Below are 22073 nucleotides of genomic sequence, written 5' to 3' on the forward strand. Positions count from 1 at the left end.
AACAAGGCGCTTGTGTGAGACGTCAGGCGGTTGCGCCGGTCACGGCTTTCCACTGCGCCATTGCGCGGATCCGATGGATGTGGATGGCGAGGGCTGAGTTTTTCTGGTGCGGGGGGACGAAGAGATTTCGGAGTGCCGAAAAGATCGATATGAACCGTTGCAAGCCGCCGACGGATCGAAATCCCTGCATCATCCGCTCCCGTTTTCGAAGCGGCACGTGAGAATTCTCGGCTCGATTGTTCAGGCCCTTGTGCGATCGATGTTCGACGGCGGGCATCACCTCCCGTCTTGCAGCACCATATGAGCGCAATTTGTCGGTGACGATCCGCTTCGGCGTCAGGCCTTGCTTCTTCAGCAGCCTGACCAGCAATCGCCTGGCGGCTTGGGTATCGCGGCGGGCTTGAACGATCTCGTCGAGAACGTAACCGTCTTGGTCAACGGCACGCCAGAGCCAATGTTTGCGGCCGCCGATGGAAATCACCACCTCGTCCAGATGCCAGATATCCTTTCGCGAAGGCCTCTTTCTGCACAACTGCCTGGCATAAGCCGTTCCGAATTTGCGACCCCATCTCCGGATCGTCTCATGGGAGACGACGATACCGCGCTCCAGGGCGATGTCACGTTATTTGATCAAGGTCGGAACAAGGCGCTTGTGTGAGACGTCAGGCGGTTGCGCCGGTCACGGCTTTCCACTGCGCCATTGCGCGGATCCGATGGATGTGGATGGCGAGGGCTGAGTTTTTCTGGTGCGGGGGGACGAAGAGATTTCGGAGTGCCGAAAAGATCGATATGAACCGTTGCAAGCCGCCGACGGATCGAAATCCCTGCATCATCCGCTCCCGTTTTCGAAGCGGCACGTGAGAATTCTCGGCTCGATTGTTCAGGCCCTTGTGCGATCGATGTTCGACGGCGGGCATCACCTCCCGTCTTGCAGCACCATATGAGCGCAATTTGTCGGTGACGATCCGCTTCGGCGTCAGGCCTTGCTTCTTCAGCAGCCTGACCAGCAATCGCCTGGCGGCTTGGGTATCGCGGCGGGCTTGAACGATCTCGTCGAGAACGTAACCGTCTTGGTCAACGGCACGCCAGAGCCAATGTTTGCGGCCGCCGATGGAAATCACCACCTCGTCCAGATGCCAGATATCCTTTCGCGAAGGCCTCTTTCTGCACAACTGCCTGGCATAAGCCGTTCCGAATTTGCGACCCCATCTCCGGATCGTCTCATGGGAGACGACGATACCGCGCTCCAGCAGCATCTCCTCGACCATCCTCAGGCTCAAAGGGAACCGAAAATACAGCCAGACCGCACGGGCGATGATCTGCGGTGGAAAGCGGTGGTTCTTGTAGCTTACGGCCGGACTGTTCATCCCAACCCATTACCAGACAACCGTTAAGCCGCTGACAACGTGACATCACCCGTCAGATCAAGGCCTATGAAGTTACACCTCATTTATTCATGCCATGGATGCCGGCTATCCAAACAATCAACTTTACCGATGTCCCGTAGTACCATTAGAAGACGCTGAATTTTGATCCCAATCAAGCATCAGGTGGCAAGACTTGCGATCGGTGCAGGAGGAAGCACATGCGCTGCGGTGGAAACTATGCTGGGAAAATCAGCTGGAGCTTTCGGATCACATCGAGCTCGCTGAGTTCTTTCGAAGGACATATGGTCCGACTGGAGGCTTTAGTGCAACACAATTTGAAGAGAGTCGAAGTTGCCGGAGCAAGGGCTGAGTTTCGTCTAATCGCTTACGACGAACGGGATAGCGGCTCATGTGGGCCTGTTGCGCCGTTTCATTAAAGTCGGCGAGGTTGAGTTAATGGTGGCCGAACTGGGACTGTTTGGGGGGCCGTCCAGACCTTAATGGTCTCCGGTTGAGCTTCGCTGCACGACAGGGTGTATCCAGTGTTGCAGCAGCTTGGCACCATTCGGCACGCGCTGCACAAGTACATTAAAAGGCTCTGCATATACGGTGTGGCGACAATTGTGGCGGGGGTTCGAGTGTGGTCCACCATTTCAGACGTGTATCTCGACCTGCCTCCACGCGCATCGAAAACGTACTTGTCGTGATTTTTCAACTTGGACGCGCGATGAGCGAGTGGGCCGACGGCACACTGATCGATCGGAATGGTCCGGAGCTGTGAAACATCCTGCCTACATACGCGAAGCGCCGAGTCGTCACGCACCAGATCGTCTTCATCTCTGCGAATGTAAGCGCGGCAGGGACGGCGAGTGGGTTTGGGATTGGCGAAAGCTGTGGCGTACAGATCGTGTTCATCTGCCCTACGAGGAAGTTTTTGCCAGCCAGTTTCAAGAGTGAAGGAGAGCCATTGAAACACGTTCTTGTCATCGATGACGATGCCGCTATACGGCACCTCATTGTCGAATACCTAACGATACATGCCTTTAAGGTAACCGCGGTAAGCGATACTAGGCAGCTCAATCGCGTACTCTCGTGTGCGCCGGTCGATCTCGTGGTTGTTGATCTTAATCTGGGTCGCGAAGATGGTCTGGAAATCGTCCGCAATTTGGCGACAAAATCGGATATTCCAACTATTGCCATCAGCGGCGATCGTCTTGAGGAGGCCGAAAAAGTCGTTGCACTGGAGCTCGGGGCAGCTGATTTCGTTTCCAAGCCTTTTGGAATGCGCGAATTCTTGGCCCGCATTCGAGTAGCATTGCGCCAGCGGCCCATCAATCCAGGGGCAAAAGATCGACGTTCGTTTTATTTTGCTGGTTGGAGACTCAATCTTAATCAACGCCGATTGATCTTTGAACAAAGCGGCGAGGTCAAGCTGACCGCAGGTGAGTTCAATCTACTAGTCGCCTTTCTGGAAAAACCACGGGACGTTTTATCCAGAGAGCGGCTTTTGCTTGCGAGCCGAGTGCGTGGAGAAGAGGTGCATGACCGAAGTGTTGATGTCCTCATATTGCGTTTGCGCCGAAAGCTTGAGGCGGATCCGGCCCACCCTCGTCTGATTAAAACATCCAGGGGTGCAGGCTATTTCTTCGACGCTGATGTGGATACCAACGACGGGGGCGCATTGGCCGCCTGATCGGTGTCCATGGGAGGGTCGGCGGCTCGGCGCCTGTTGCCCACGAGGTGCCGCCGTGTAATGCGGTTCCCGAGATGGCCGTGTCGGCAGCGGCCGTTAAGATTGGCAATTTGCGCCGAGTCCCTCCTCGGTGATTATCAAGCGTGCGGGCTCCGGAAGGCCTCCTGTCTGGCTTTCAAAGATGCGCTTTAGTGCGCGATCGGAGTAATATCGAACCTTTCGCAGTTGCAATGGTGGCTGGCCCTTAATGAGGACAATTTGGCATTTGTCGTCGAGCAGACGGACCTGCTCGGGCCGCAGTAGAGGTGATCCTTGATCTGAAATCTGAATATTGCGATCGAACATTCGCCCTTGGGTATGGGAAGTGGAGCGCGCTTGAAACGTATATTCACCGATCGCTTTCGAAATATAATTTGGTGTCTCGTCATCGGCGGTGGCCATGAAGACTTGCACGCCAGTATTGCTGAGAAAGTTTTGTTTGCCGGCCTCGTCGTATGTTCCCGACAATGCCGAGAGGCTTTGGATAATGAACATAAAGCGGCCCTTGTAGCCCGCGATGGTCGTGATTGCCGTTTCAACCGCCTCCAGCTTGCCCAAGTGCTTGAACTCATCCAGCAGGAATAGCACCTCGTGCTTCTCATCCTTGCCAGGCAGCGAGCGTTGTAGAATTGAAACGACCTGCTGAAAGAGTAGGCGCATCAGAGGCGCGACGACCTCAAGATCGTTTGGGCTAACGCAAAGATAAATGCAAGTTCTTCGGCGACGCAAATCATAGATTGAGAAATCTGAGCGGCTTGTCGCGGCTTTAACCAGGGGGTCCGCCCATAAGTTGAGCCCGCCATCGCCCAGCACAGAAGTGTAGGAGGTTAGAATTTTTGTATCGTTGCCCGCCATGTCGTCGAAGATCCGCTGAGCCTCTTTGTTCTGGGTCTCCTCCGCGAGGCGCGCAAAGAGCCTATATTTCTCGCCTGGCTGAGCAAAGAGGTCGTAAACGGCCCCGATTGTTGGCGTGCCGCGCTCGATGCAGGCAAGAATGCCGGCGACAAAAAGATCTCGAGCGCCGTTGATGAAACCTTCCGCGCCCTGTCCCTTGGTCGTAATGAGGTTCGCCGCCAAGCGGCGTGCCTCGGTGAACTGCCGCTCTGGAGGCAATGCTATGATATCCAACAGAGGATTATAGCAACTCGTCCGCCGTTCTGGATCTAGCGGTGCGAATTTCAACACACTGTCGCCATCGGCTTTGCGTGCCCTAGAGGTGAGTTCAAAAAGCTCACCCTTAACGTCGAGAGCTATCACTGAGCCCTTGAAAGTAAGTAGCGTGGGAATGACAATGCCCACGCCTTTTCCCGCGCGGGTCGGCGCAACGATAAGGCTGTGAGGCTGCTCGCCATTGGTCAGGTAATAGTCGGACCAAAAAGGGCCACTTGTCTTTCCAAATATTGGACCACTGATGCGGCTGTACCGCTGCAGATAACCTGTACGGCGCATTTCACCCACGCCAGCCCAGCGCGCCGTGCCGTGATGCTCGCGGCTGCCTTCGGAAAGCATCTGCTGAACCAGCAGGACGATTCCCGATGTTGAGACGACGACAGCTAAGCCATAATAGAAGGCAAGCGTTGTATAGCCCAAATAGAAAGGCGTCTCGTACCAAAAAGCGAGGATGTCAAACGCCATCAACGCTTCACCGCTAATTCCGTGACGGAATGTTGCGTACAGACTTGCCGCACAAAAACCTGCAGCCAGTGAGCACAGAATGCTCAAAGCGATGCTTGAGGGCGTAGTTTTGTTTGAAAACGTAGTTTTGCTTGAAATGGTCGTTCCACCGTATGATTCGAGCGGCTGCAAGATGCTGCGACACCCCGGCCGGAGGTCGCGACTTTATGGCGCCGCGTGAAGAGCGGAAGACGCGGACCTGCCCGATATGCAGATATCCGCCAACCATCGATAAGGATCTAAGCACTGAAGATATTGGAATCAAGGTGAAAGAAAGAAATTCTGTTGCAATGTCAATCGATTAGAAATCGTTTTGTAACGTGCCCCTATTGCTTGCTACGTCTCCGAACATAACAGGAAAACAAATTCATCCCGCCCTTCACGAATTGGGATCGGCAAAGGAAAACGTCGCCTGTCGGCCCCAAACGGCGTCATTGAACGTCAGGGCTCCGCTTAAGAGTCAGTCAAATTGATAAAGCTCGGCTGATCTATCAGTAGCGGCCCTACGGAAGGCTGCCGTCGGCGAAGCGTAAGTGAAATCCGCCTCTCACAAGGGGGCGCATTGACGTGCCCTGGCCATAGGATTGCGAAACGCCGATTGTCTTGCACGCTCGCTTTGCTTGTTCTTCGACACATATAACATACCTAAAGTGGCGATGAGGGGGTATGTCCGCGGCGGCAACCTTCAGTAGGACTACAAATGTAACGCTAATTCGATTTAGCAGATCAAGCTTCGATGGTAGCCTCATAGGGCAATGGAAATTACTTCGGAGTCCTATCATAGATCACGATAGCAAACGGATACGCACACCTGAAGTTCATCCCCGCGACGGCGGGAGGGCGGCCGAGGTACGACGTTACCTTTCTGATCTCCCAGATGGGCTGCTGACTAATATTGCAGAACGGTTAGTAACTGATAAACCGCGCGAAACAGCACGCAATTTTGGGGAAAACGTGTGGCTGCAACTAGCTTGGTTGCGACGGACTTTGGCAAGTTTGGTGATAGCGAAGAGAAAAATCCCTTGTCAGTCGCGTCATTGAAATGCTGGAGGCTCCTGATGTCTACGGGGCCTACGTGTTCGCACAAAATACCATCACGCGAGGGTAAGCCACTTAGATGCAAATCGGAATGCGCGAGCTTACTGGTGGCCCAGGTCTGCAAGAGATGTCACAGAGCTTGCAGCAGTGTCTATGAGCAGTCCCATCGAGATCCACAAAAGACGAACAACCTTCCTCGCCTATGCGTCCCGGACGTCGCGTTGCGATGCGTATCGATTGCAGTGGGGAATAGGCGTAGTCACGCTACTGAACGGGGAGGGGCGTGGTGTTTCAGGTTCAGCACCGACCGTGCATCCATCAGCGCGAAACCGAGCTAATGTTCAGATCGCGATGCTCAGGAAGGCGGGCGAACGCGGATGATTCGTCGCTGACTTCTTGGGAGAAGAAACTCAGCACCAAGATAGTTTTTGTGTTGGTCGTCACGACTGTGTTGTTGACAGTGCTTGCAAGCTGGTGCGGGCAAGACAATCAGACTAATCAGGTAATACTAAGTGAATTGCAAAGAATTAAGACCAATGGTGCATTGCTGCAGCGCGATGTGCTTCGCGTTCACGCCGGCATGCTACGGGATTACAGCCCTGTTGCGGAAAAGTTACAGGCAGTGCAGAAGAGCCTGATTGACCTTCAGGAGTTGTTTGAAAAGGCGACTCACGAGAACGCCAGTGATCTCTCTCAACTGCTAACTCGGGTAAAGCTGTCGGTCGAAAGGACAGATGCGATCGTCGCCGGCTTGGGCGCACAGAACGCGCGCTTGCAAAACGCTCTCTCAAGTTTCGAACACTTTGTGAGCTTGCTTCCGGGATCACCGAGGCTCGAACTCGGCCATTTGATTCTGCAGTTTTTGCTTCGTCCGAGTTCGAACCTTGCGTCAGAGATCGATAGAAATCTTGACCGGCTTCAATCGACGGGGGGTGAGAATGAGGCCATTGAACATGTTGTACGCAATGGTCGAGTCATCCTGTCTTTGCTGCCGCAGGTGAACGAAGCCGTAAATAGCATTGCGTCATCCGACACTATTGCCGAAGCCGCGAAACTGGAGCGCGAATATGTAAAACACCACAGCTTGATCAATCTGGGCGAGAAGTGGGCACGAATGTTTATGACCTTCGAACCAATATGCCTCTGCTTTTGTATAGTCGTGCTCCTCTCAAGATTGCATCTGTACACGAATCGGTTGGTAAGGCGCTTGCAATTTGAAGCGACGATGAAGGAAATTGAGGCTTGCTTCAGAGATAGTGGAGCAACAAAGATGTCGTTAACTTCCTCAACCCAAGCCGCACTTCGAGTTGTTCAGCGCTTTTTCAATGCTGATCAGTGCGCGCTGGCACTGGTCGAAGTGAGTGCCAGGAGGGCGGCTGAGTGCTTCGCCGCAAACAATCCTGGGTCTACATGGAACGATGGGCTGCTGCTTGAAATTGTTTCGCTTGTCCAGGCGGGGGAACAACTGCCCCCGTTTGCCATCGTTCCCGCGCAAAACGTTCGCGGGGTTGCGGAGGGGACTTCTGGTCTTTCTCAGGTGCTTGTCTTCAAGGCCTCCGATCAGCTAATCACCGTTTGTTGCCTTGCCTATGAGCAAGACCGTTCAGGGCTCTCTTCCAGTGAGGTCCAACTTCTTGAGTGCGCTACTGGTCGTGTCTGCGATTACATCGATCTTCGACGTAGGCAGATGGAACATAACCTTCTGGAGAGGCGGTTGGAGCATGCGGAACGGCTGAAGGCCGTCGGCACACTTGCAGGCGGCATGGCGCATGAATTCAACAACCTTTTAGGGGCAATCCTCGGCTATGCCGAGATGGCCCACAGTCTTCTGCACCCCCTCTCGAGAACAAGAGGTTACATCGGCCAAATCATTGCTGCAGGCGATCGAGCAAGGCTGATCATTGATCAGATCTTGGCACTGAGCCGAAACCAGAAACGTAAGACCAAGGCCTTCAACGTCTCCGAGGTGACAATGGATTTAGCTCCGTTGCTGCGCGTTACGCTTCGTGCGGATGTAGAGCTGGATTTAAAAATTGACGAGAGGCAAACGGTAATCGATGGAAACCCATTGGAAATACAGCAGATCCTGATGAATCTCTGCAAGAATGCCTCGGAGGCTGTCACGAATGGAGGCCGCGTTGAGGTCAGCGTCTCTCGCACTTATGTCTCCCAATCGAAGACACTTGCTCCTGGCGCTTTGCCTCCCGGGGACTATGTCCTCCTTTCTGTCGGCGATAACGGCAACGGTATTGCTGAAGCAGTACTACCGTATATTTTTGAGCCCTTTTTCACCACGCGCTCGTGCATGGGCGGGACGGGGCTCGGTCTCGCTGCAGTTCACGGGTATGTGAAAGCGCATGCAGGATGTATTGATGTTAGCTCAACCGTTGGGCGCGGTACGCGCTTCGACATTTATCTACCGCCTTCCTCAAAGGAGCCGGTGAGTGCGGACAGCTTTTTTGGGCCTTGTGAAATACCACTTGGTAACGGAGAGGTCGTCGCAGTAGTAGAGCCCGACCGAGGGACGCTGGAGATGTATGAGGACAAGATTGCCGCATTAGGCTATGAGCCAGTCGGCTTCAACACATTCGACAATCTTTGCGATTGGATGTTTAGGGGGAAAGCAGTCGATCTTATTGTGGCGGACCATTTGTCTTTTCCCGGGCGATGGCGCGCCGAAGCCATACATGCAGCCCTTAAAACAGTGCCTGTCATCATCATTGGTGGAGCTAACCTTAACATGCCACCTGCGGCTGATGACCGAGCCTCCGCGATTGCCCTGGCTAAGCCAGTCTCGTCGAGGACCATGGCATGTGCAATTCGTATGATGATCAGGACGTGAGGCTGCAGTCGTGCACAAGGAAGACCTACTGAGATTGGACTTGCTTCGGAGAAGTGGAGAGGCATTTTCAGATCATGCGGCCAGTGTCTCGAACTGTGCGGGGCTTAGGTAGTCAAGCGCCGAGTGCCGCCGGGTGGGATTGTAGAAGCCATCGATGTAGCGGGCAGTGGCAATTTCGGCCTGATTTCGCGTCTGATAGTCCTCCAGATAAGCTCTGATTTCAACCTCTTGAAGAACGTTTCGACCATGGCGTTATCATAGCAGTTTCCCTTTCCTGACATCGAGATTAGGATGCCATTGCTGCGCAGCGGGGCCTGATAGTCAACTGAACAATATTGACTGCCGCGGTCGGAGTGATGGATCAGGCCAGGCTTTGGTCGACGCATGATAATGGCTTTTCGAAGAGCATTGACTGCCAGTTGGCGATGGAGCCGATCACCGGTATCCCAGCCGACGACGCGGCGGGAGAACAGGTCGATGACAACGGCCAGATAGAGCCAGCCCTCGCGGGTCCATACGTAGGAAATATCAACACCCCATTTTCTGGTTTGGCCCGGTCGCTGCAAAATCCTGATCGATGATATTGGGGGCTACCGGAAAGGCATGTTGGCTATCCGTAGTGCGCTTGAACCTCCGCCTCTGCCGGGCGTGCAGGCCATTCTCGCGCATGAGCCGGGCGGTTCGTCGTCGGCCGATGGCAAAGCCGCTGTCCTGCAATTTTCGCGTCATGCGTGGGCTGCCGTAGGTCTCGTGAGAAAGCGCATAGGCAAAGCGCACATGCGCCAGCATCACCATGTCTTCGCGCTGCCGACGACGTGCGGGCCGGTCTTTCCAGGCAAAATAGCCGCTCTGGCTGACGCCCAGTACCTTGCAGAGACGGTATGCGGGGAATTCCGTTTTCGCCTGGTCGATGAAACGGAACTTCATCGACTTCCCTCCTTGGCGAAAAAAGTCGCGGCACGCTTCAGTATCGTAAGCGACAAGCTGGGGCCGTTCAGGCCGTGTAGTTCCACGGCATGAGGGCGTCGATTTCGCTGCTGGGCCATCCATTTGCGAGGCGCTCAAGTGCCTGGGTAAGCCAGGCTTGCGGATCGACGGCATTCATCTTTGCCGTTTGCAGGAGCGTTGCGATGGTCGCCCAGGTCTTGCCGCCACCGTCGCTTCCGGCGAATAGGCTATTCTTCCTTGTGATCGCCTGAGGTCTGATCGCCCGCTCGACGATGTTGGAGTCGATCTCGACGCGACCGTCGGTTAGGAAGCGTTCGAAGATGTCGCGACGCGAGATGGCATAGCGGAGGGCTTCCGCGAGTTTGGATTTGCCGGAGACCCGTGGCAGGGTCGCCTGCCAGAAGGTGAAGAGGTCTTTGACGATCGCTGCAGAGACTTCCTGACGTGCTGCAGCACGAGCCTCAGGGTTTTGACCCCGGATGGTTTCCTCAATCTCCCAGAGCTTCGCCATACGTTCGACCGTCTCTGTGGCAACCTTTGAGGTTTTTGCGACATGCAACTCATAGAACTTTCTCCGACTGTGCGACCAGCAGCCAGCCAGGGTGACCCCGTCATTGCCACCATCCTTGCGGACAAGCTTATTGTAAGCACCGTATCCGTCGACTTGCAAAATCCCCCGATAGCCGCTCAGGTGCCGTGCAACGCACTCGGTCGCGCGACTGTCCTCGAAGCGATAGGCCACCATCGGCGGGCCACTGCCTCCGAAGGGGCGGTCATCCCTTGCATATGCCCAGAGCCACGCCGTCTTTGCTGATCCGGAACCAGGCGCAAGTGTCGGCAAGGTCGTTTCATCGGCAAAAATTCGTTCGGCCTTCTTGATCTCGTTCAGGATGTAGTCCGCGAGGATGTTGAGCTCGAACCCCAGCTTGCCCATCCATTGGGCCATCAGCTTGCGGTCAAGTTCGACCTTGTCACGGGCGTAGATGGCTTCCTGGCGATAAAGTGGCAGGCCGTCGGCATATTTGGAGACGGCGATCTGGGCCAGAAGCGCTTCTGTTGGAATGCCGCCTTCGATGATGTGTGCCGGAGCCGCAGCCTGGATGACGCCGTCTTCGTTCTTAAAGGCATATTTCGGCCGGCGGGTGACGATGACCCGGAACTTCGCTGCGACGACGTCCAGCCGTTCGGAGACGTCTTCTCCGATTAGGATCTTCTGCTTACCCGCGTGTTCCGGCAACTCTTCCGGCTCGATCACGACCTCGACGCGCTCAAGATGCGGCGCGAAGCCCTTGCGTGGCCGCGGAGCACGTTTGGCATCCGCATTCCCGCGGCCTTTTGTGATCTGAGCCCTGATTGCCGCAATGCCAGTCTCGATTTCTTCGAAGACAAAGGCATGCTGCTCGTCGTCGACCGTGGATGCTGCAAGCTTTTCCGAACGCCGTCCAAAGCGAGCTCGATCGAATGCTTTCAAGATTTGCGTCAGCCGCTCGATGCGCTCATCGGCGTCAGCGTTCCGGGCCTGGAGGTCATCGACCTGCTTCTCCAAAGCCTCGACGCGGGCTGCCTTTGCGGCCATGGCAAGAACCATGGCTTTCAGTGCCTCTACATCATCCGGAAGCTCAAGATCGGGTGGCGTCATGGGTCTGATCAGAGCATATTTTGCTGCAATCCGCCCGTGGTTTCAGCCACCTGATTTACTTCGCCGCAGCGGTTTACCCAACAATTTCGGGAGGTTTGACTGGCGTGAAGCGAACCCGCTTCCAGTCCATTCCATCGACCAAAGCCAGAAGCTGCGCATGGTTGAGTTGGACCCGGCTGTGGCCGATACGTGGCCAACAGAACTGCGCTTTCTCCAACCGCTTGGCATAGAGGCAAACCCCGGAACCATCCCACCACACGATCTTGATCCGGTCCGCGCGCTTTGCCCGGAAGACATAGAGCGCCCCGTTGAACGGGTCACTGCCGGCATCGCGCACCAGCGACAGCAAACTGTCCGGCCCCTTGCGGAAGTCGATGGGATGGCTCGCAAGAAAGACCTTCACGCCCGACGGGATCATGCCGATCGCACCGCCCGGATCACTCGCCGCAGGTGTGCTTCATCGATATCAGCGCCAGCTCGGACAACGATATCGCCGATGACAAGCTCGATCACTGCTCTCGCGCCAACTGGCCCAGCTTCTATCTGAACAGCCGGATCCTGCGAAAGCGATCGTTGTCCGGCACGAGCATCGCGGCGCCAGCCAAATAGTTGGGACGGATGTATGCCGATGCGATGCGCAATCGCTGACACGCTTGCACCGGGCTCCATCGCCTCAGCCACAGCCCGCTCCTTGAATTCATCGGACCAGCGCCGCCGAAATTGCCGCGGCGCGCCCTCAAGCCGTTCCGGAACGGCCTCGATCATATGGAAGTTTCTAGTTCCAGAGCTAGGCGCAGACATAGAAGCTCACAGTTTGTGAATCGTCTGTCCGCAATACAGGGGCCAACGCTACCAACGCCAGATGGGGTCTGCTTGCCGCTTACTCAGTATCTCGCGTTCCTGCCGCAGGACTTCGTTCTCCCGGCGTAACCGTTTCAGCTCGGCCGTCATGTCCTCGGTGGCAGCCGACCCTATCGGCGCGTCCATCGCCTGATCACGGCTACGGCCAATCCACCGCACCAGCGTCGATAGGCCGACGCCCAAGTCCTGGGCAATCTCGCGCTGCGTCCGGCCGCTCGTCTGCGCCAGGCGCACCGCTTCCTCAAATTCCTTGGTAAAATTCTTCTGCTTCGGCATTCCGGTTTCCTTTCGATTCAAGAAAACCTCTCCACTTCTCCGAAGCAAGTCCAGATTAAGGAAAGCGGAAGCGGGAGGGATGGCGGTTCTAGACTAAATGTTCGCCTGGGACCGGTGTGACCCGTCTCACAATATGCAGGTATCGAGGGTTGCGAGAGCGATCCTCTCGTAGAGCCTCATGGTATGCGCCGCCTACGCCCCATTGATTCCGCATGTTTCTGAACATTGAGGTTTCTGCCAGAAGGTTTTCGGCAAGAGCTGGAGATTTGGAATGGCGGATGGTGAGGGATTTGTTGGGCGATGCGAAGTTGTCGAGCCTCGTCGTGGAAACCGGCGATGGCCCAATGATCTGAAGGCGCGGATTGTAGCGGAGAGCCTTCAACCCGGTACGCGGGTTGTTGATGTTGCGCGTCGCCATGATCTGCTTGCGCACCAGCTATCGGACTGGCGCCGGCAGGCGCGTCAGGGACTTCTGGCGCTGCCTGCGGAACTGATGGCAGGGGTTCCTTGCGAGGATAGCGGAGCATTCGTGCCTGCCTTTGTGCCCCTGGCGATTACGACGGAGCCGAAGGAGGCTGCCGATGCATCACCAATACCGGAGCCGGTTGAGATCACTTCGGGGATCATGACAGTAGAAATAGGCGCAGACCTCCTGGTGCGGGTTCCCGGCGATGTGCCGGTTGATCGGGTTGCGGCCTTGGTGCGGGCGATGCGAGGGACGGCATGATCGTCGCGGGCCAACGATTGCCGATCCTGATCGCGACGCGGCCGGTGGACTTCCGCTGTGGCCACCAGGCGCTGGCATTGATGGTGCAGACCGAGTTGAAGCTTGATCCGCATTCCGGCGTCACCGTGGTCTTCCGGTCGAAGCGCGGCGATCGTCTGAAAATCCTGGTATGGGATGGCACCGGAATGGTGCTGACCTACAAAATCCTGGAACAGGGCAGTTTTGCCTGGCCCAAGGTGCAGGATGGAACGATGCGTCTTTCTCGGGCTCAATACGAAGCCTTGTTCGAAGGTCTCGACTGGCGACGAGTTATGGCGCGGCGGGTAACAGCGCCGAGTGCGGCAGGATGACTCACCTGCTTGATTTTGGCATTGTTTTATTGGGCTTTTCTGCTTCGATTTGCTATGAAGACGCATGTCGCAGCCGATCGATCTCAGCCAGTTCCCGGACCTTCCTGTCGAGGTATTGAAAGCCTTTGCGGCGGTGCAGTTCGAGCTGTCGGTCGAGCGTGCGGCACGCCAGCATGAGCAGGCGGTGGTGGCCGAAAAGGACGCCTTCATCAGCGAGCTGAAGGAATTGATCGAGAAGCTGGAGAGCCAGGTTCAGGATTACCGCCGCACGAAGTTCGGGCCGAAATCGGAAAAGCTCGATCCGGCGCAGATGGAACTGGCGCTGGAAGACCTTGAGACGGCGATTGCCGAAACACAGGCCCAGATCGCTGTTGTCGAGGGAAAGATCGCGGCCAGCGGATCCGATCCCGAAAAGGCCGTCCCGCGCAAACAGCGCAAGGCGCGCTCGCTGCCTGAGCACCTGCCGCGAGTCGAGCGGGTGATCGAGCCCGATAGCATTGCTTGCCCCTGTGGTTGCGGCAACATGGTGCGGATCGGCGAAGATCGGACGGAACGGCTCGATCAAATTCCGGCTTGCTATCAGGTGATCGTCACGATCCGCCCGAAATACGCGTGTCCCAAGGGCCGCACCGGCGTGGTTCAGGCCAGGGCGCCGGCACATCTGTTGGAAGGCAGCTGGCCGACCGAAGCCCTGTTGGCGCAGATCGCCGTGTCCAAGCCTTCCGAACATATGCCGCTCAACCGTCAGGCGACAGTCATGGCCCGACACGGAGTGCCGATCGACCGCACGGTCCTGGCCGATTGGATGGGGCGGACGGGTGCTGCGATCGCGCCGGTGGTAGACCGCATGGCCATGCTCCTGAAACAGGGCAGTTCAAGACTTTATGTCGACGAGACCACGGCCCCGGGTGTTGGATCCGGGCCGCGGCAAGACGAAAACTGGCTATCTCTGGGCTATTCTGCGCGACGACCGCGGCTGGAACGGATCTGCGCCGCCGGGCGTGGTGTTCCATTATCGGCCGGGGCGTAAAGGCGAATATGCCGCAGAAATCCTCGACGGCTTCGACGGCACGATCCAGGTCGATGCCTATGGCGGCTACTCCCATCTCGCCACGCCAAAACGCACGAGTGGCGATCCGTTGAGGCTGGCCTTCTGCTGGGCACATGGCCGCAGAAAACTGATCAAGTCCCAGCCGAAGAAGGGTTCGCCCATCGTCGACGAGGCGTTGTTGCGCATCGCCGCTCTCTACAAGATCGAGGACAGCATCCGAGGTTGTGATCCCGATCATCGCCGGGCTATCCGCCAGAACCTGTCCCGCTCGCTGGTGGACGAGTTCTTCACCTGGCTGACAGCGCAAGCCAAGCGCGTATCGCGCAAGTCCGACCTCGGCGAAGCCATGGCCTATATGCTGAAACGCCAGGACGGCTTCCGGCTATTCCTCGACGACGGCTGCGTCGACATCGACTCCAACCTCGTCGAAAATGCAATCCGCAGCCCAGCCATGAATCGCCGCAACGCGCTGTTTGCCGGGCATGACGAGGGTGGCCGTAATTGGGCCCGTTTCGCCAGCCTGATCGGCACATGTAAGATGAATGGCGTTGAACCATATGCCTACCTGCGCGATCTCTTCATCAGCCTCGCAAATGGCCACCTCGCCAAAGACATTGACGCCCTGATGCCCTGGGCCTATGCGCAACGGATCAGTGCCTCATAATGACCTCGTCCGGGACTCCTCGACGAGCTCACAGAACCACCAGCAAGCAAAAGACCTGACCGTTGCAACCGCATAATCAATGGGACGGAGACGCCGCATACGCCTCATGCATAGGAGACGGGCCATGGACGAGACTATCACATATGTCGGATTGGATGTTCACAAAGAGACGATCGCGGTGGCGCTCGCTGATGGTGGTGGGCGCGGTGACGTGCGTGCGTTTGGCCAGATCGTAAACACACCAACGGCCTTGGCCCGTATGCTGGCCAAGCTGTCGCAGCCGGGCCGGACGTTGAAGTTTTGCTACGAAGCAGGACCTTGCGGCTACGGCATTCAGCGGCAGCTCTCTGCCGCAGGCCATGACTGCGTCGTCGTCGCTCCCTCTTTGATCCCTACCGGGCGATCGCATAAAGACAGACCGTCGGGATGCCAGCAATCTGGCAAGACTTCACCGCGCTGGGGAACTGAGTGCGGTTTGGATACCAGATACCGCGCATGAGGCGATGCGTGATCTGGTTCGGGCGCGCTTGGCTGCCGTTCGAAGCCTGCGGCAAGCGCGCCAGCAGCTCAGTGGATTTTTACTGCGCCACGGCTTTCACTACAGCCGCCCAGCCTGGACGCAGATGCATCGACGTTGGTTGGCCGGTCTTTGCTTTGAGCAGCCAATTCACCATATCGTGCTGGAGGATCATATCGCCACAATCGAAGCAGCAACCGAGCGGCGCGAGCGGCTGACGAAGCAAATCGAGATCATGCTGCCTGACTGGTCGTTGGCTCCGGTTGTCCTCGCGCTGCAATCGCTACGCGGCATGGCTCTGGTGACGGCCGCTACGATGATTGCCGAATTGGGCGACCTGAGCCGCTTCACAAACCCGCGCCAATTGATGGCCTATCTCGGGCTGGTACCATCGGAGCATTCAAGCGGAGGAACTCGGCGGCAGGGAGGAATCACGAAAGCAGGCAACACAACGGCACGTCGCATGCTGATCGAAGCCGCTTGGAGCTATCGGTTTCCTGCAAAGATCAGCCGCGAGCAATTGATCCGCCAGGAGCAGCTTCCAAAAGCAATCCGAGACACGGCATGGAAGGCGCAGTTGCGATTGTGCAGCCGATACCGAAAGCTTGCGAAGGCCGGAAAGCCCGCGACAACCGTCACTACGGCGATTGCGCGCGAACTATCGGGCTTCGTCTGGTCGATTGCATGCCAGGTCTCAACACGGGGGCAGAACAAGAGCAGTTCAAAATCCTGCGCTAAGTAGAACGAGGCGTGAACTTCGACTTTCAATGCATGCGCGAGTGCTAGCGGGGGGCTGCTTTGGTCCGCGCGGTGACGACCCAGACGGAAGCCAAAAGCTGTACCACGGAGGGATCGCCTAAGGCAGCTAAGGCCTGGCGCAATCGGGGCTCGGATGTCGCCCGCAACGCAGGATTCTCGCGGATGATCTTTCCGAGCGGTCCCACCTTCAGAAGCACCGAAGTCATCGCATCGAGATCTCCGCTAGAGACTTTTTCATCGTGCGATTGGATGACTATCTCTTCGAAGCCAGCAGCTTCAAGGATGCCATGTATATATTCCGGATCTGCGAAGCTGAAAGGAGTTTCATCGACTTTGGCCCGGATACCGACCGCAGAGAGAGGGAAGTGATCCAACTCATTATCCTCAAGGGCACGCCAGCAACTAAAAGCCAATTTGCCGGATGGTTTTAGAAGGCGACGGAAATTCGTGAAAGCCGAGACAGGATCATTGAAACTCATCACACCGAATGGAGAGAACACAACATCCAAACTCTCAGACGGCAAATCCAAGGATTCCGCATCTGCCTGGATCAATCTGACCTGGCTCAGCGGTTTGGTTCTCTGCCCGGCAATTTCCAACAGCAGCGGCGCTACATCAACCCCGATCACTTGGCCTTCAGTTCCGACCTGCTCGGCAAGTTGGAGGAGGGTTTGCCCAGCTCCGCATCCTATATCGGCAACTGTGTCGCCGGCACTCAGACCTAGCTTTTTGATAGCCCCTAGCCCCAAGGGAGAAAGTTGAACGTCAATCAACTCATAGACCTCGGCCCATGCCTTTGCATGGAGAAGTTTTTGAGACGAAATATCCGCTAAATCCTGCTTAAGCATTGAAAAGTCCTTCGCTGCCACAGATGTCCACGCATCTCCCAGGATCACGCGGTTCGTGAACTTTCAGCGCGCACACGCGTGATGGTCTGCCGACTGGTGGTGAATTTCCTGGCGACGGCCGAAACGCTCATGCCTGTAGCGAGATCGTCGCGCGCATCCTGCTTCTGTTTGTCGCTAAGCGTCGAGGGGCGGCCGAGCACTTTGCCTTCCGATTTGGCGCGTTTGAGACCCGATTGCGTGCGTTCGATCAGCAAATCCCGCTCGAACTGTGCGACGGCATTGAGCACGTTCATGGTCATCGTGCCGGCCGAACTGGTCAGATCGGCTCCGCCGAGCGCGAGGCAATAGACGCGAACCCCCATTTCGGCCAGCGTCTTGACCGTAGTGCTGACATCGATGGCGTCGCGACCGAGGCGATCGAGCTTGGTGACGATCAAAATATCCCCTGCTTCCAGCCGGTCCATGAGTCGGGAAAAGCCACGGCGCTGCGCAATGGCGGTGCTGCCGGAAACAGTCTCGGTGACGATCCGACGTGGCTCAACCTGGAAACCGGCGGCTTCGATTTCCTGAATCTGGTTTTCCGTGGTTTGCCCGGTCGTGGAGACGCGGACATAGGCAAAGGTGCGTGGCATGCGCTCAAATCGTCCGAATAGGCTGTCCGTAACATCTGAGCTGTTCGTAACCCTGTCAAGATAATTTGTGGACAGGGCGTTTTGTCCCTGTACGGAAACCAACCTTTCCGTACAGGGCACGGTCATTGATGCGCAAATGTAGGGAGTAGCAAATGGCCAAGCGGAAACTTCTCAAAGTTCAGGACCGGCAGGCGCTTTTCGATATTCCGACCGACGAGGACAGCCTGATCCGCCACTATTCCCTGTCACCGGCCGACCGGCTCGAAATCGAGGTCCGCAGACGGGAGCATAATCGGCTCGGCTTTGCGGTGCAGCTCTGCCTGATGCGTTATCCAGGCCGCGCGCTCATGGCCAACGAGATGCCGCCCAAGGCGATGCTCAACTATATTGCCGAGCAAATCGGAGCCGATCCAGCTTCATTTGATCTGTACGCCCGCCGGGAAGAGACACGCATGAACCATGTAGCTCGCCTGCTGGGCTATCTGGAAATGAGGAGTCCTACAGCCGAGGATCGTCGCGCTGCACTGCTGTCAGCAATTGAGACTGCCTCAACGACCGACAAGGGTGTGACGATTGCGAATACCATCATCGTCACGTTCCGAGAGCGCCGGGTTCTGCTGCCGGTAGCGAACATGATAGAACGTATGGGTTTGGCAGCACGCGCCATTGCCCGTCGTCGCGCCGAGGCGGCGCTCCTCGCGGACCTCGATCAGCAGAAACTTGCAAACGTTGGACGGGCTGCTGGAAGTCGACCCGGCGATCGGCCAGACGCGCTTTCACTGGCTGCGGTCGGCTCCGGACGCTCCGGGTACGCTGAACCTGGTCGGATTGACTGAGCGCATTGCATTCCTGCGCACGCTGGAGATCGACCCGCGCTTGCAGGCCCGGATCGCTTCGGGACGATGGGATCAGATGGTCCGGGAGGGCGACGCCACACCGGCTTGGCTCGCCAACGACTTCAATGCCAGTCGCCGGCGTGCGACGATTGTCGCGCAGATCATCAAGCTCGGCCAGAAGCTCACCGACGATGCGGTGATGATGTTCATCAAGATGATGGGCCGGCTGTTCTCGCAGGCCAACAACAGGAAAAAGCAGCGTCATATGAGTGCCCGCGTGGAAACGTCCAAAGCGTTGCGGCTGTTCCTCGACAAGATCCTGGCCCTGCAGTCCGCCAACGATACCGACGCAGATCCCATGACGACACTGGATCGGCAAGTCGGCTGGCATCGGCTGCTGCAGATCAAACCCGGCCTCGAAGCCATGGTGGAAAGCAACGATGTGTCGGCGCTGATGACGGCGGCCGAACAACATGCGACCGTCCGTAAATATGCTGGTGCCTTTCTCGAGACGTTCACCTTTCACTCCCGGCGGCGGCACGATCCGCTGCTTGCTGCCGTCGCCACCTTGAAAATGCTCTATGCGGACGGACATCGCGTGTTACCCGTTCGCGTTCCGGTCGCCCATCTGGCAAAATCGGAGCGCGAACTGATCTTCGAAGACGAAAAGCCGGATCGGCTGCGGATTTCGGATTAACGGGACAGCGATTCCGGTAAATCCCGGACAGTCGTTTCACTAGATCCCGGACAGTCTCGCGGGATCGACTTTCGTTCGCCTGGTTGATGTCATTGGTTATTGATTTCGGCGTTTCGCGCTTCGGTCAAGAGCGGTCGTGGTTTTTGCCTCCTCATGCTGTCTCCCTCGAGCGCAATTCGATGGGCGTTATGGACGATACGATCGAGGATGGCGTCAGCGATCGTCGGTTCCCCGATCATCTCGTGCCACTGGGCCACGGGCAGTTGGGCGGTGATCAGAGTGGATTTCCTGCAGTAGCGCTCTTCGAAGATTTCCAGGAGATCGAGCCGCTGCTGATCGCTGAGCGCATGGGTTCCCCAATCGTCGAGGATGAGCAATTGGACGCGCGCCAGTTTGTCGAGCAATCGGGGAAACCGACCGTCGAGGCGTGCCAGCGCCAAATCCTCGAAGAGACGAGGCATGCGGACGTAGAGAACGGAATAATCGAGGCGGGCCGCCTGCCGTCCGATGGCGCAGGCAAGCCAGGTTTTGCCCGTTCCCGTTTGACCGGTCAGGATCAGGTGCTCATGGGCTTTCAACCATTCGCCTTGGGCCAGCGAGAGAAGCTGTCGGCGATCGAAGCCGCGCTGGGCGGCGAAGTCGATATTCTCGATGCAAGCGTCGGGGAAGCGCAGTTTGGCGCTTGCAAGCCGGTTGGTCAGGCGCTTGTCGCCGCGCACGGCCATCTCCCGGTCGAGCATCAGACCCAGCCATTCATCGCGGTTGAGATCGCTGCCCTCAGTTTGATTGGCCAGTTCGCGATAAGCTGCCGCCATGCCGGATAGACCGAGTGCGTGCATCTGGTCGAGGGTTGGATGTGTGAGCATGTGAGTGTCTTCCTTTCTTCACTGGTAATAGGAGCTGCCGCGGATGTTGCCATGCGCCGGGGCTGGCTTGACCGGCTCGGCGACAGGCGGCGCCTGATCGAGGCCGGATTTGAGGATGGTGCTGACGGAGGAATAGCTGAGCGCATTGATGGTCAGTGCCCGAGCGCACGCGGCTTCAAGACGCTCAGGCCCGTACCGGCGCGCGAGCGATAGAACGCCTTGAGCGGCGCGGTATCCCTGCTGGGGATGGGGCCTGTCGCGCATCAGCCGCTCGATCAGGATTGCAGCGTTGCGGCCAATCTTTGCAGCCTGCTTGATGAGGCTCGCCGGCGTCGTGTTGGCATAGTGCTGATGTGTCTTCGGCATGTGCTCGTTGACGGTGACATGACCAGCCCGCTGCGACGTCCGGCGGTGGCTGGCGACGCGTTGGTGATCATGGAAGATCTCGACGATCCGGCTTGTGAGCCGGACATCGACCTGGCGGCCGATCAGGCGGTGCGGCACGGAATAGAAAGCCTTGTCGACTTCGACATGGTAGTCGGGATGAACCTTTGCCGATTTCCATTCGGAATATTCGAATGCGGTTGCCGGCAAGGGTGCAAGCGCTTCGCGTTCGATCTCCTCGAAGAGCTGACGTCGGGATTTGCCAACCCGTCGCATCGACCGGTTATTGAGATCGTTGAGAAGCTGGCTGATCCGCACGTTGAGATCGACGAGGCTGAAGAAGCGGTCGTTTCTCAGCCGCGCCAGGATCCAGCGCTCAACGATGAGAACGCTGCCTTCGACCTTTGCCTTGTCCTTCGGCCGTTTTGGACGGGTCGGCAGGATCGTCGTGTCGTAATGCTCGGCGAATGCTGCAAAAGTGGCGTTGATGGTCGGCTCAAACCACAAGGGCTTGGCAACACCGGCCTTGAGGTTGTCGCAGACGATCGCTTTCGTCACGCCACCGAAGAAGCTCAGCGCCCGTTGCTGACCCTCGATCCAGTCCGGCAGCCGTTGAGTGAAGCTTGCATAGGCGAAGGTGTACAAGGAGGCCGGCAGAACCGCGACGAAGATCTGCGCCGACCGGATCTCGCCCGTCGCCGGATCGATCACCGGGACGGTGTGGCCGGCGTAGTCGGTCTGCATCGCCGCGCCGGCAGTGTGGCGATTGCGGAAGGTGGCGCTGGCGCGCTGTTCGAAAGCGGCGAAACGCTCGCAGAACCAGGTGTATCCGTAACCGTTGGGGTGCCGCTCGCGATATTCCTGCCACAACAGCGTCAGCGTCACGCCCTTTCGCTTCAGTTCACTGGCGATCTTGCCCCAGTCGGGCTCGTGCATGTCCTGGGGCGGGCGGCCGCGACGATGGAACAGGCGGCGCTGCAAAACAGCGTCCTCGTCAAGCCCAGGCGGCAACGGCCAGCCCGTCAGCCCGGCCTCACGCGCCCGCAACAGATAGGTCGAAATGGTCGTTTTGCTGATCTTCAGCCGTTCCGATATCGCACGAACCGAAAGCCCCTGTTCGTGCGTCAGCCGCAATATCGATCGAATGTCCTTCACACTCGTAAGCCTCGCCTGCTTCCGTCTCGCCATTCATCAGCCCCTCGTTCAAATCGAGGCTCAGAATGGCAAAACGGCGCGCGCGAAAGTCGATGTTTTAATCGCCGAAAGACTGTCCGGGATTTACCGGAATCGCTGTCCGCGAATTAGCGGAAATGCTGTCCCGGATTTAGTGAAATCGCTGTCCGGGATTCAATGGAACCCCTGTCC

General features: G+C 57.2%; 12 protein-coding genes and 8 pseudogenes. 8 read left to right on the plus strand and 12 right to left on the minus strand.

Annotation, left to right across the window (positions count from 1 at the left end; translation table 11 throughout):
* Nucleotides 1-22 precede the first annotated feature (22 nt).
* A pseudogene (locus tag N2599_RS35180) lies at nucleotides 23-619 on the minus strand (IS6 family transposase); the annotation flags it as partial.
* A 43-nt stretch (nucleotides 620-662) separates the two neighbouring features.
* Nucleotides 663-1413 (minus strand): annotated as a pseudogene (locus tag N2599_RS35185) (IS6 family transposase).
* A 156-nt stretch (nucleotides 1414-1569) separates the two neighbouring features.
* On the opposite strand from N2599_RS35185, the pseudogene N2599_RS35190 reads away from it, so the two are divergent.
* Both N2599_RS35190 and virG read left to right on the plus strand, forming a co-directional pair.
* Nucleotides 1570-2148, plus strand: a pseudogene (locus N2599_RS35190) (NodA family N-acyltransferase).
* Nucleotides 2149-2334: 186 nt separating this feature from the next.
* Nucleotides 2335-3060 carry a two-component system response regulator VirG gene (gene virG / locus N2599_RS35195; protein WP_027513861.1) on the plus strand — a complete coding sequence of 242 codons (726 nt, stop codon included), beginning with the start codon at nucleotides 2335-2337 and terminating at the stop codon, nucleotides 3058-3060.
* 96 nt (nucleotides 3061-3156) lie between these two features.
* Here virG and virD4 read toward each other — a convergent pair whose 3' ends face one another.
* Nucleotides 3157-4872: a type IV secretion system ATPase VirD4 gene (virD4, locus tag N2599_RS35200; RefSeq protein ID WP_037144402.1), complete on the minus strand. Its 1716-nt coding sequence runs from the start codon at nucleotides 4870-4872 to the stop codon at nucleotides 3157-3159.
* Between the two features lie 1225 nt (nucleotides 4873-6097).
* On the opposite strand from virD4, the gene N2599_RS35205 reads away from it, so the two are divergent.
* Nucleotides 6098-8653: a two-component system VirA-like sensor kinase gene (locus N2599_RS35205; RefSeq protein ID WP_051336862.1), complete on the plus strand. Its 2556-nt coding sequence runs from the start codon at nucleotides 6098-6100 to the stop codon at nucleotides 8651-8653.
* A gap of 72 nt (nucleotides 8654-8725) precedes the next feature.
* On the opposite strand, the pseudogene N2599_RS35210 reads toward N2599_RS35205, so the two are convergent.
* The 5 genes and pseudogenes from N2599_RS35210 to N2599_RS35230 form a co-directional block, all read right to left on the minus strand.
* Nucleotides 8726-9604: pseudogene (locus tag N2599_RS35210) on the minus strand (IS3 family transposase); the annotation flags it as partial.
* Between the two features lie 43 nt (nucleotides 9605-9647).
* Nucleotides 9648-11240, minus strand: a complete 1593-nt coding sequence (gene tnpC, locus N2599_RS35215) for an IS66 family transposase (RefSeq protein WP_027513938.1) — start codon at nucleotides 11238-11240, stop codon at nucleotides 9648-9650.
* A 73-nt stretch (nucleotides 11241-11313) separates the two neighbouring features.
* Nucleotides 11314-11658 carry an IS66 family insertion sequence element accessory protein TnpB gene (gene tnpB / locus N2599_RS35220; protein ID WP_018329060.1) on the minus strand — a complete coding sequence of 115 codons (345 nt, stop codon included), beginning with the start codon at nucleotides 11656-11658 and terminating at the stop codon, nucleotides 11314-11316.
* Nucleotides 11655-12041, minus strand: coding sequence for a transposase (locus N2599_RS35225; RefSeq protein ID WP_027513939.1), 387 nt, complete (start codon nucleotides 12039-12041; stop codon nucleotides 11655-11657). Before N2599_RS35225 ends, tnpB (N2599_RS35220) begins: the two co-directional genes overlap by 4 nt.
* A gap of 69 nt (nucleotides 12042-12110) precedes the next feature.
* Nucleotides 12111-12377 (minus strand): annotated as a pseudogene (locus N2599_RS35230) (transposase); the annotation flags it as partial.
* Nucleotides 12378-12648: 271 nt separating this feature from the next.
* Between N2599_RS35230 and tnpA the strand changes: the two are divergent.
* From tnpA to N2599_RS35250, 4 genes and pseudogenes are all read left to right on the plus strand, one after another.
* Nucleotides 12649-13104: an IS66-like element accessory protein TnpA gene (gene tnpA, locus N2599_RS35235; protein ID WP_087005347.1), complete on the plus strand. Its 456-nt coding sequence runs from the start codon at nucleotides 12649-12651 to the stop codon at nucleotides 13102-13104.
* A complete protein-coding gene (gene tnpB / locus N2599_RS35240; protein WP_087005350.1) occupies nucleotides 13101-13454 on the plus strand; it encodes an IS66 family insertion sequence element accessory protein TnpB in 354 nt (117 codons plus the stop codon). Before tnpA ends, tnpB (N2599_RS35240) begins: the two co-directional genes overlap by 4 nt.
* Nucleotides 13455-13518: 64 nt before the next feature.
* Nucleotides 13519-15169, plus strand: a pseudogene (gene tnpC, locus N2599_RS35245) (IS66 family transposase).
* 124 nt (nucleotides 15170-15293) lie between these two features.
* Nucleotides 15294-16428: pseudogene (locus N2599_RS35250) on the plus strand (IS110 family RNA-guided transposase).
* A gap of 40 nt (nucleotides 16429-16468) precedes the next feature.
* Here the strand turns inward: N2599_RS35250 and N2599_RS35255 are convergent.
* Together N2599_RS35255 and N2599_RS35260 are read right to left on the minus strand one after the other, a co-directional pair.
* Nucleotides 16469-17293, minus strand: coding sequence for a class I SAM-dependent methyltransferase (locus N2599_RS35255; RefSeq protein WP_244564782.1), 825 nt, complete (start codon nucleotides 17291-17293; stop codon nucleotides 16469-16471).
* A 44-nt stretch (nucleotides 17294-17337) separates the two neighbouring features.
* Nucleotides 17338-17925, minus strand: a complete 588-nt coding sequence (locus tag N2599_RS35260) for a recombinase family protein (RefSeq protein ID WP_027513912.1) — start codon at nucleotides 17923-17925, stop codon at nucleotides 17338-17340.
* Nucleotides 17926-18077: 152 nt separating this feature from the next.
* Between N2599_RS35260 and N2599_RS35265 the strand changes: the two are divergent.
* Nucleotides 18078-19440: pseudogene (locus N2599_RS35265) on the plus strand (DUF4158 domain-containing protein); the annotation flags it as partial.
* 107 nt (nucleotides 19441-19547) lie between these two features.
* Here N2599_RS35265 and istB read toward each other — a convergent pair.
* Nucleotides 19548-20324 carry an IS21-like element helper ATPase IstB gene (gene istB / locus N2599_RS35270; protein WP_260308597.1) on the minus strand — a complete coding sequence of 259 codons (777 nt, stop codon included), beginning with the start codon at nucleotides 20322-20324 and terminating at the stop codon, nucleotides 19548-19550.
* 18 nt (nucleotides 20325-20342) lie between these two features.
* A complete protein-coding gene (gene istA / locus N2599_RS35275; protein WP_027513949.1) occupies nucleotides 20343-21896 on the minus strand; it encodes an IS21 family transposase in 1554 nt (517 codons plus the stop codon).
* Nucleotides 21897-22073: the final 177 nt, after the last annotated feature.

Source organism: Rhizobium sullae, assembly GCF_025200715.1.
Taxonomy (GTDB): Bacteria; Pseudomonadota; Alphaproteobacteria; order Rhizobiales; family Rhizobiaceae; genus Rhizobium; species Rhizobium sullae.

Bases quoted from the DNA above. Each gene is read 5' to 3' on its own strand.
- tnpC (WP_027513938.1), bottom strand. From the start codon at position 11,240: ATGACGCCACCCGATCTTGAGCTTCCGGATGATGTAGAGGCACTGAAA.
- tnpB (WP_018329060.1), bottom strand. From the start codon at position 11,658: ATGATCCCGTCGGGCGTGAAGGTCTTTCTTGCGAGCCATCCCATCGAC.
- N2599_RS35225 (WP_027513939.1), bottom strand. From the start codon at position 12,041: ATGTCTGCGCCTAGCTCTGGAACTAGAAACTTCCATATGATCGAGGCC.
- tnpA (WP_087005347.1), top strand. From the start codon at position 12,649: ATGGCGGATGGTGAGGGATTTGTTGGGCGATGCGAAGTTGTCGAGCCT.
- tnpB (WP_087005350.1), top strand. From the start codon at position 13,101: ATGATCGTCGCGGGCCAACGATTGCCGATCCTGATCGCGACGCGGCCG.
- N2599_RS35255 (WP_244564782.1), bottom strand. From the start codon at position 17,293: ATGCTTAAGCAGGATTTAGCGGATATTTCGTCTCAAAAACTTCTCCAT.
- N2599_RS35260 (WP_027513912.1), bottom strand. From the start codon at position 17,925: ATGCCACGCACCTTTGCCTATGTCCGCGTCTCCACGACCGGGCAAACC.
- istB (WP_260308597.1), bottom strand. From the start codon at position 20,324: ATGCTCACACATCCAACCCTCGACCAGATGCACGCACTCGGTCTATCC.
- istA (WP_027513949.1), bottom strand. From the start codon at position 21,896: ATGGCGAGACGGAAGCAGGCGAGGCTTACGAGTGTGAAGGACATTCGA.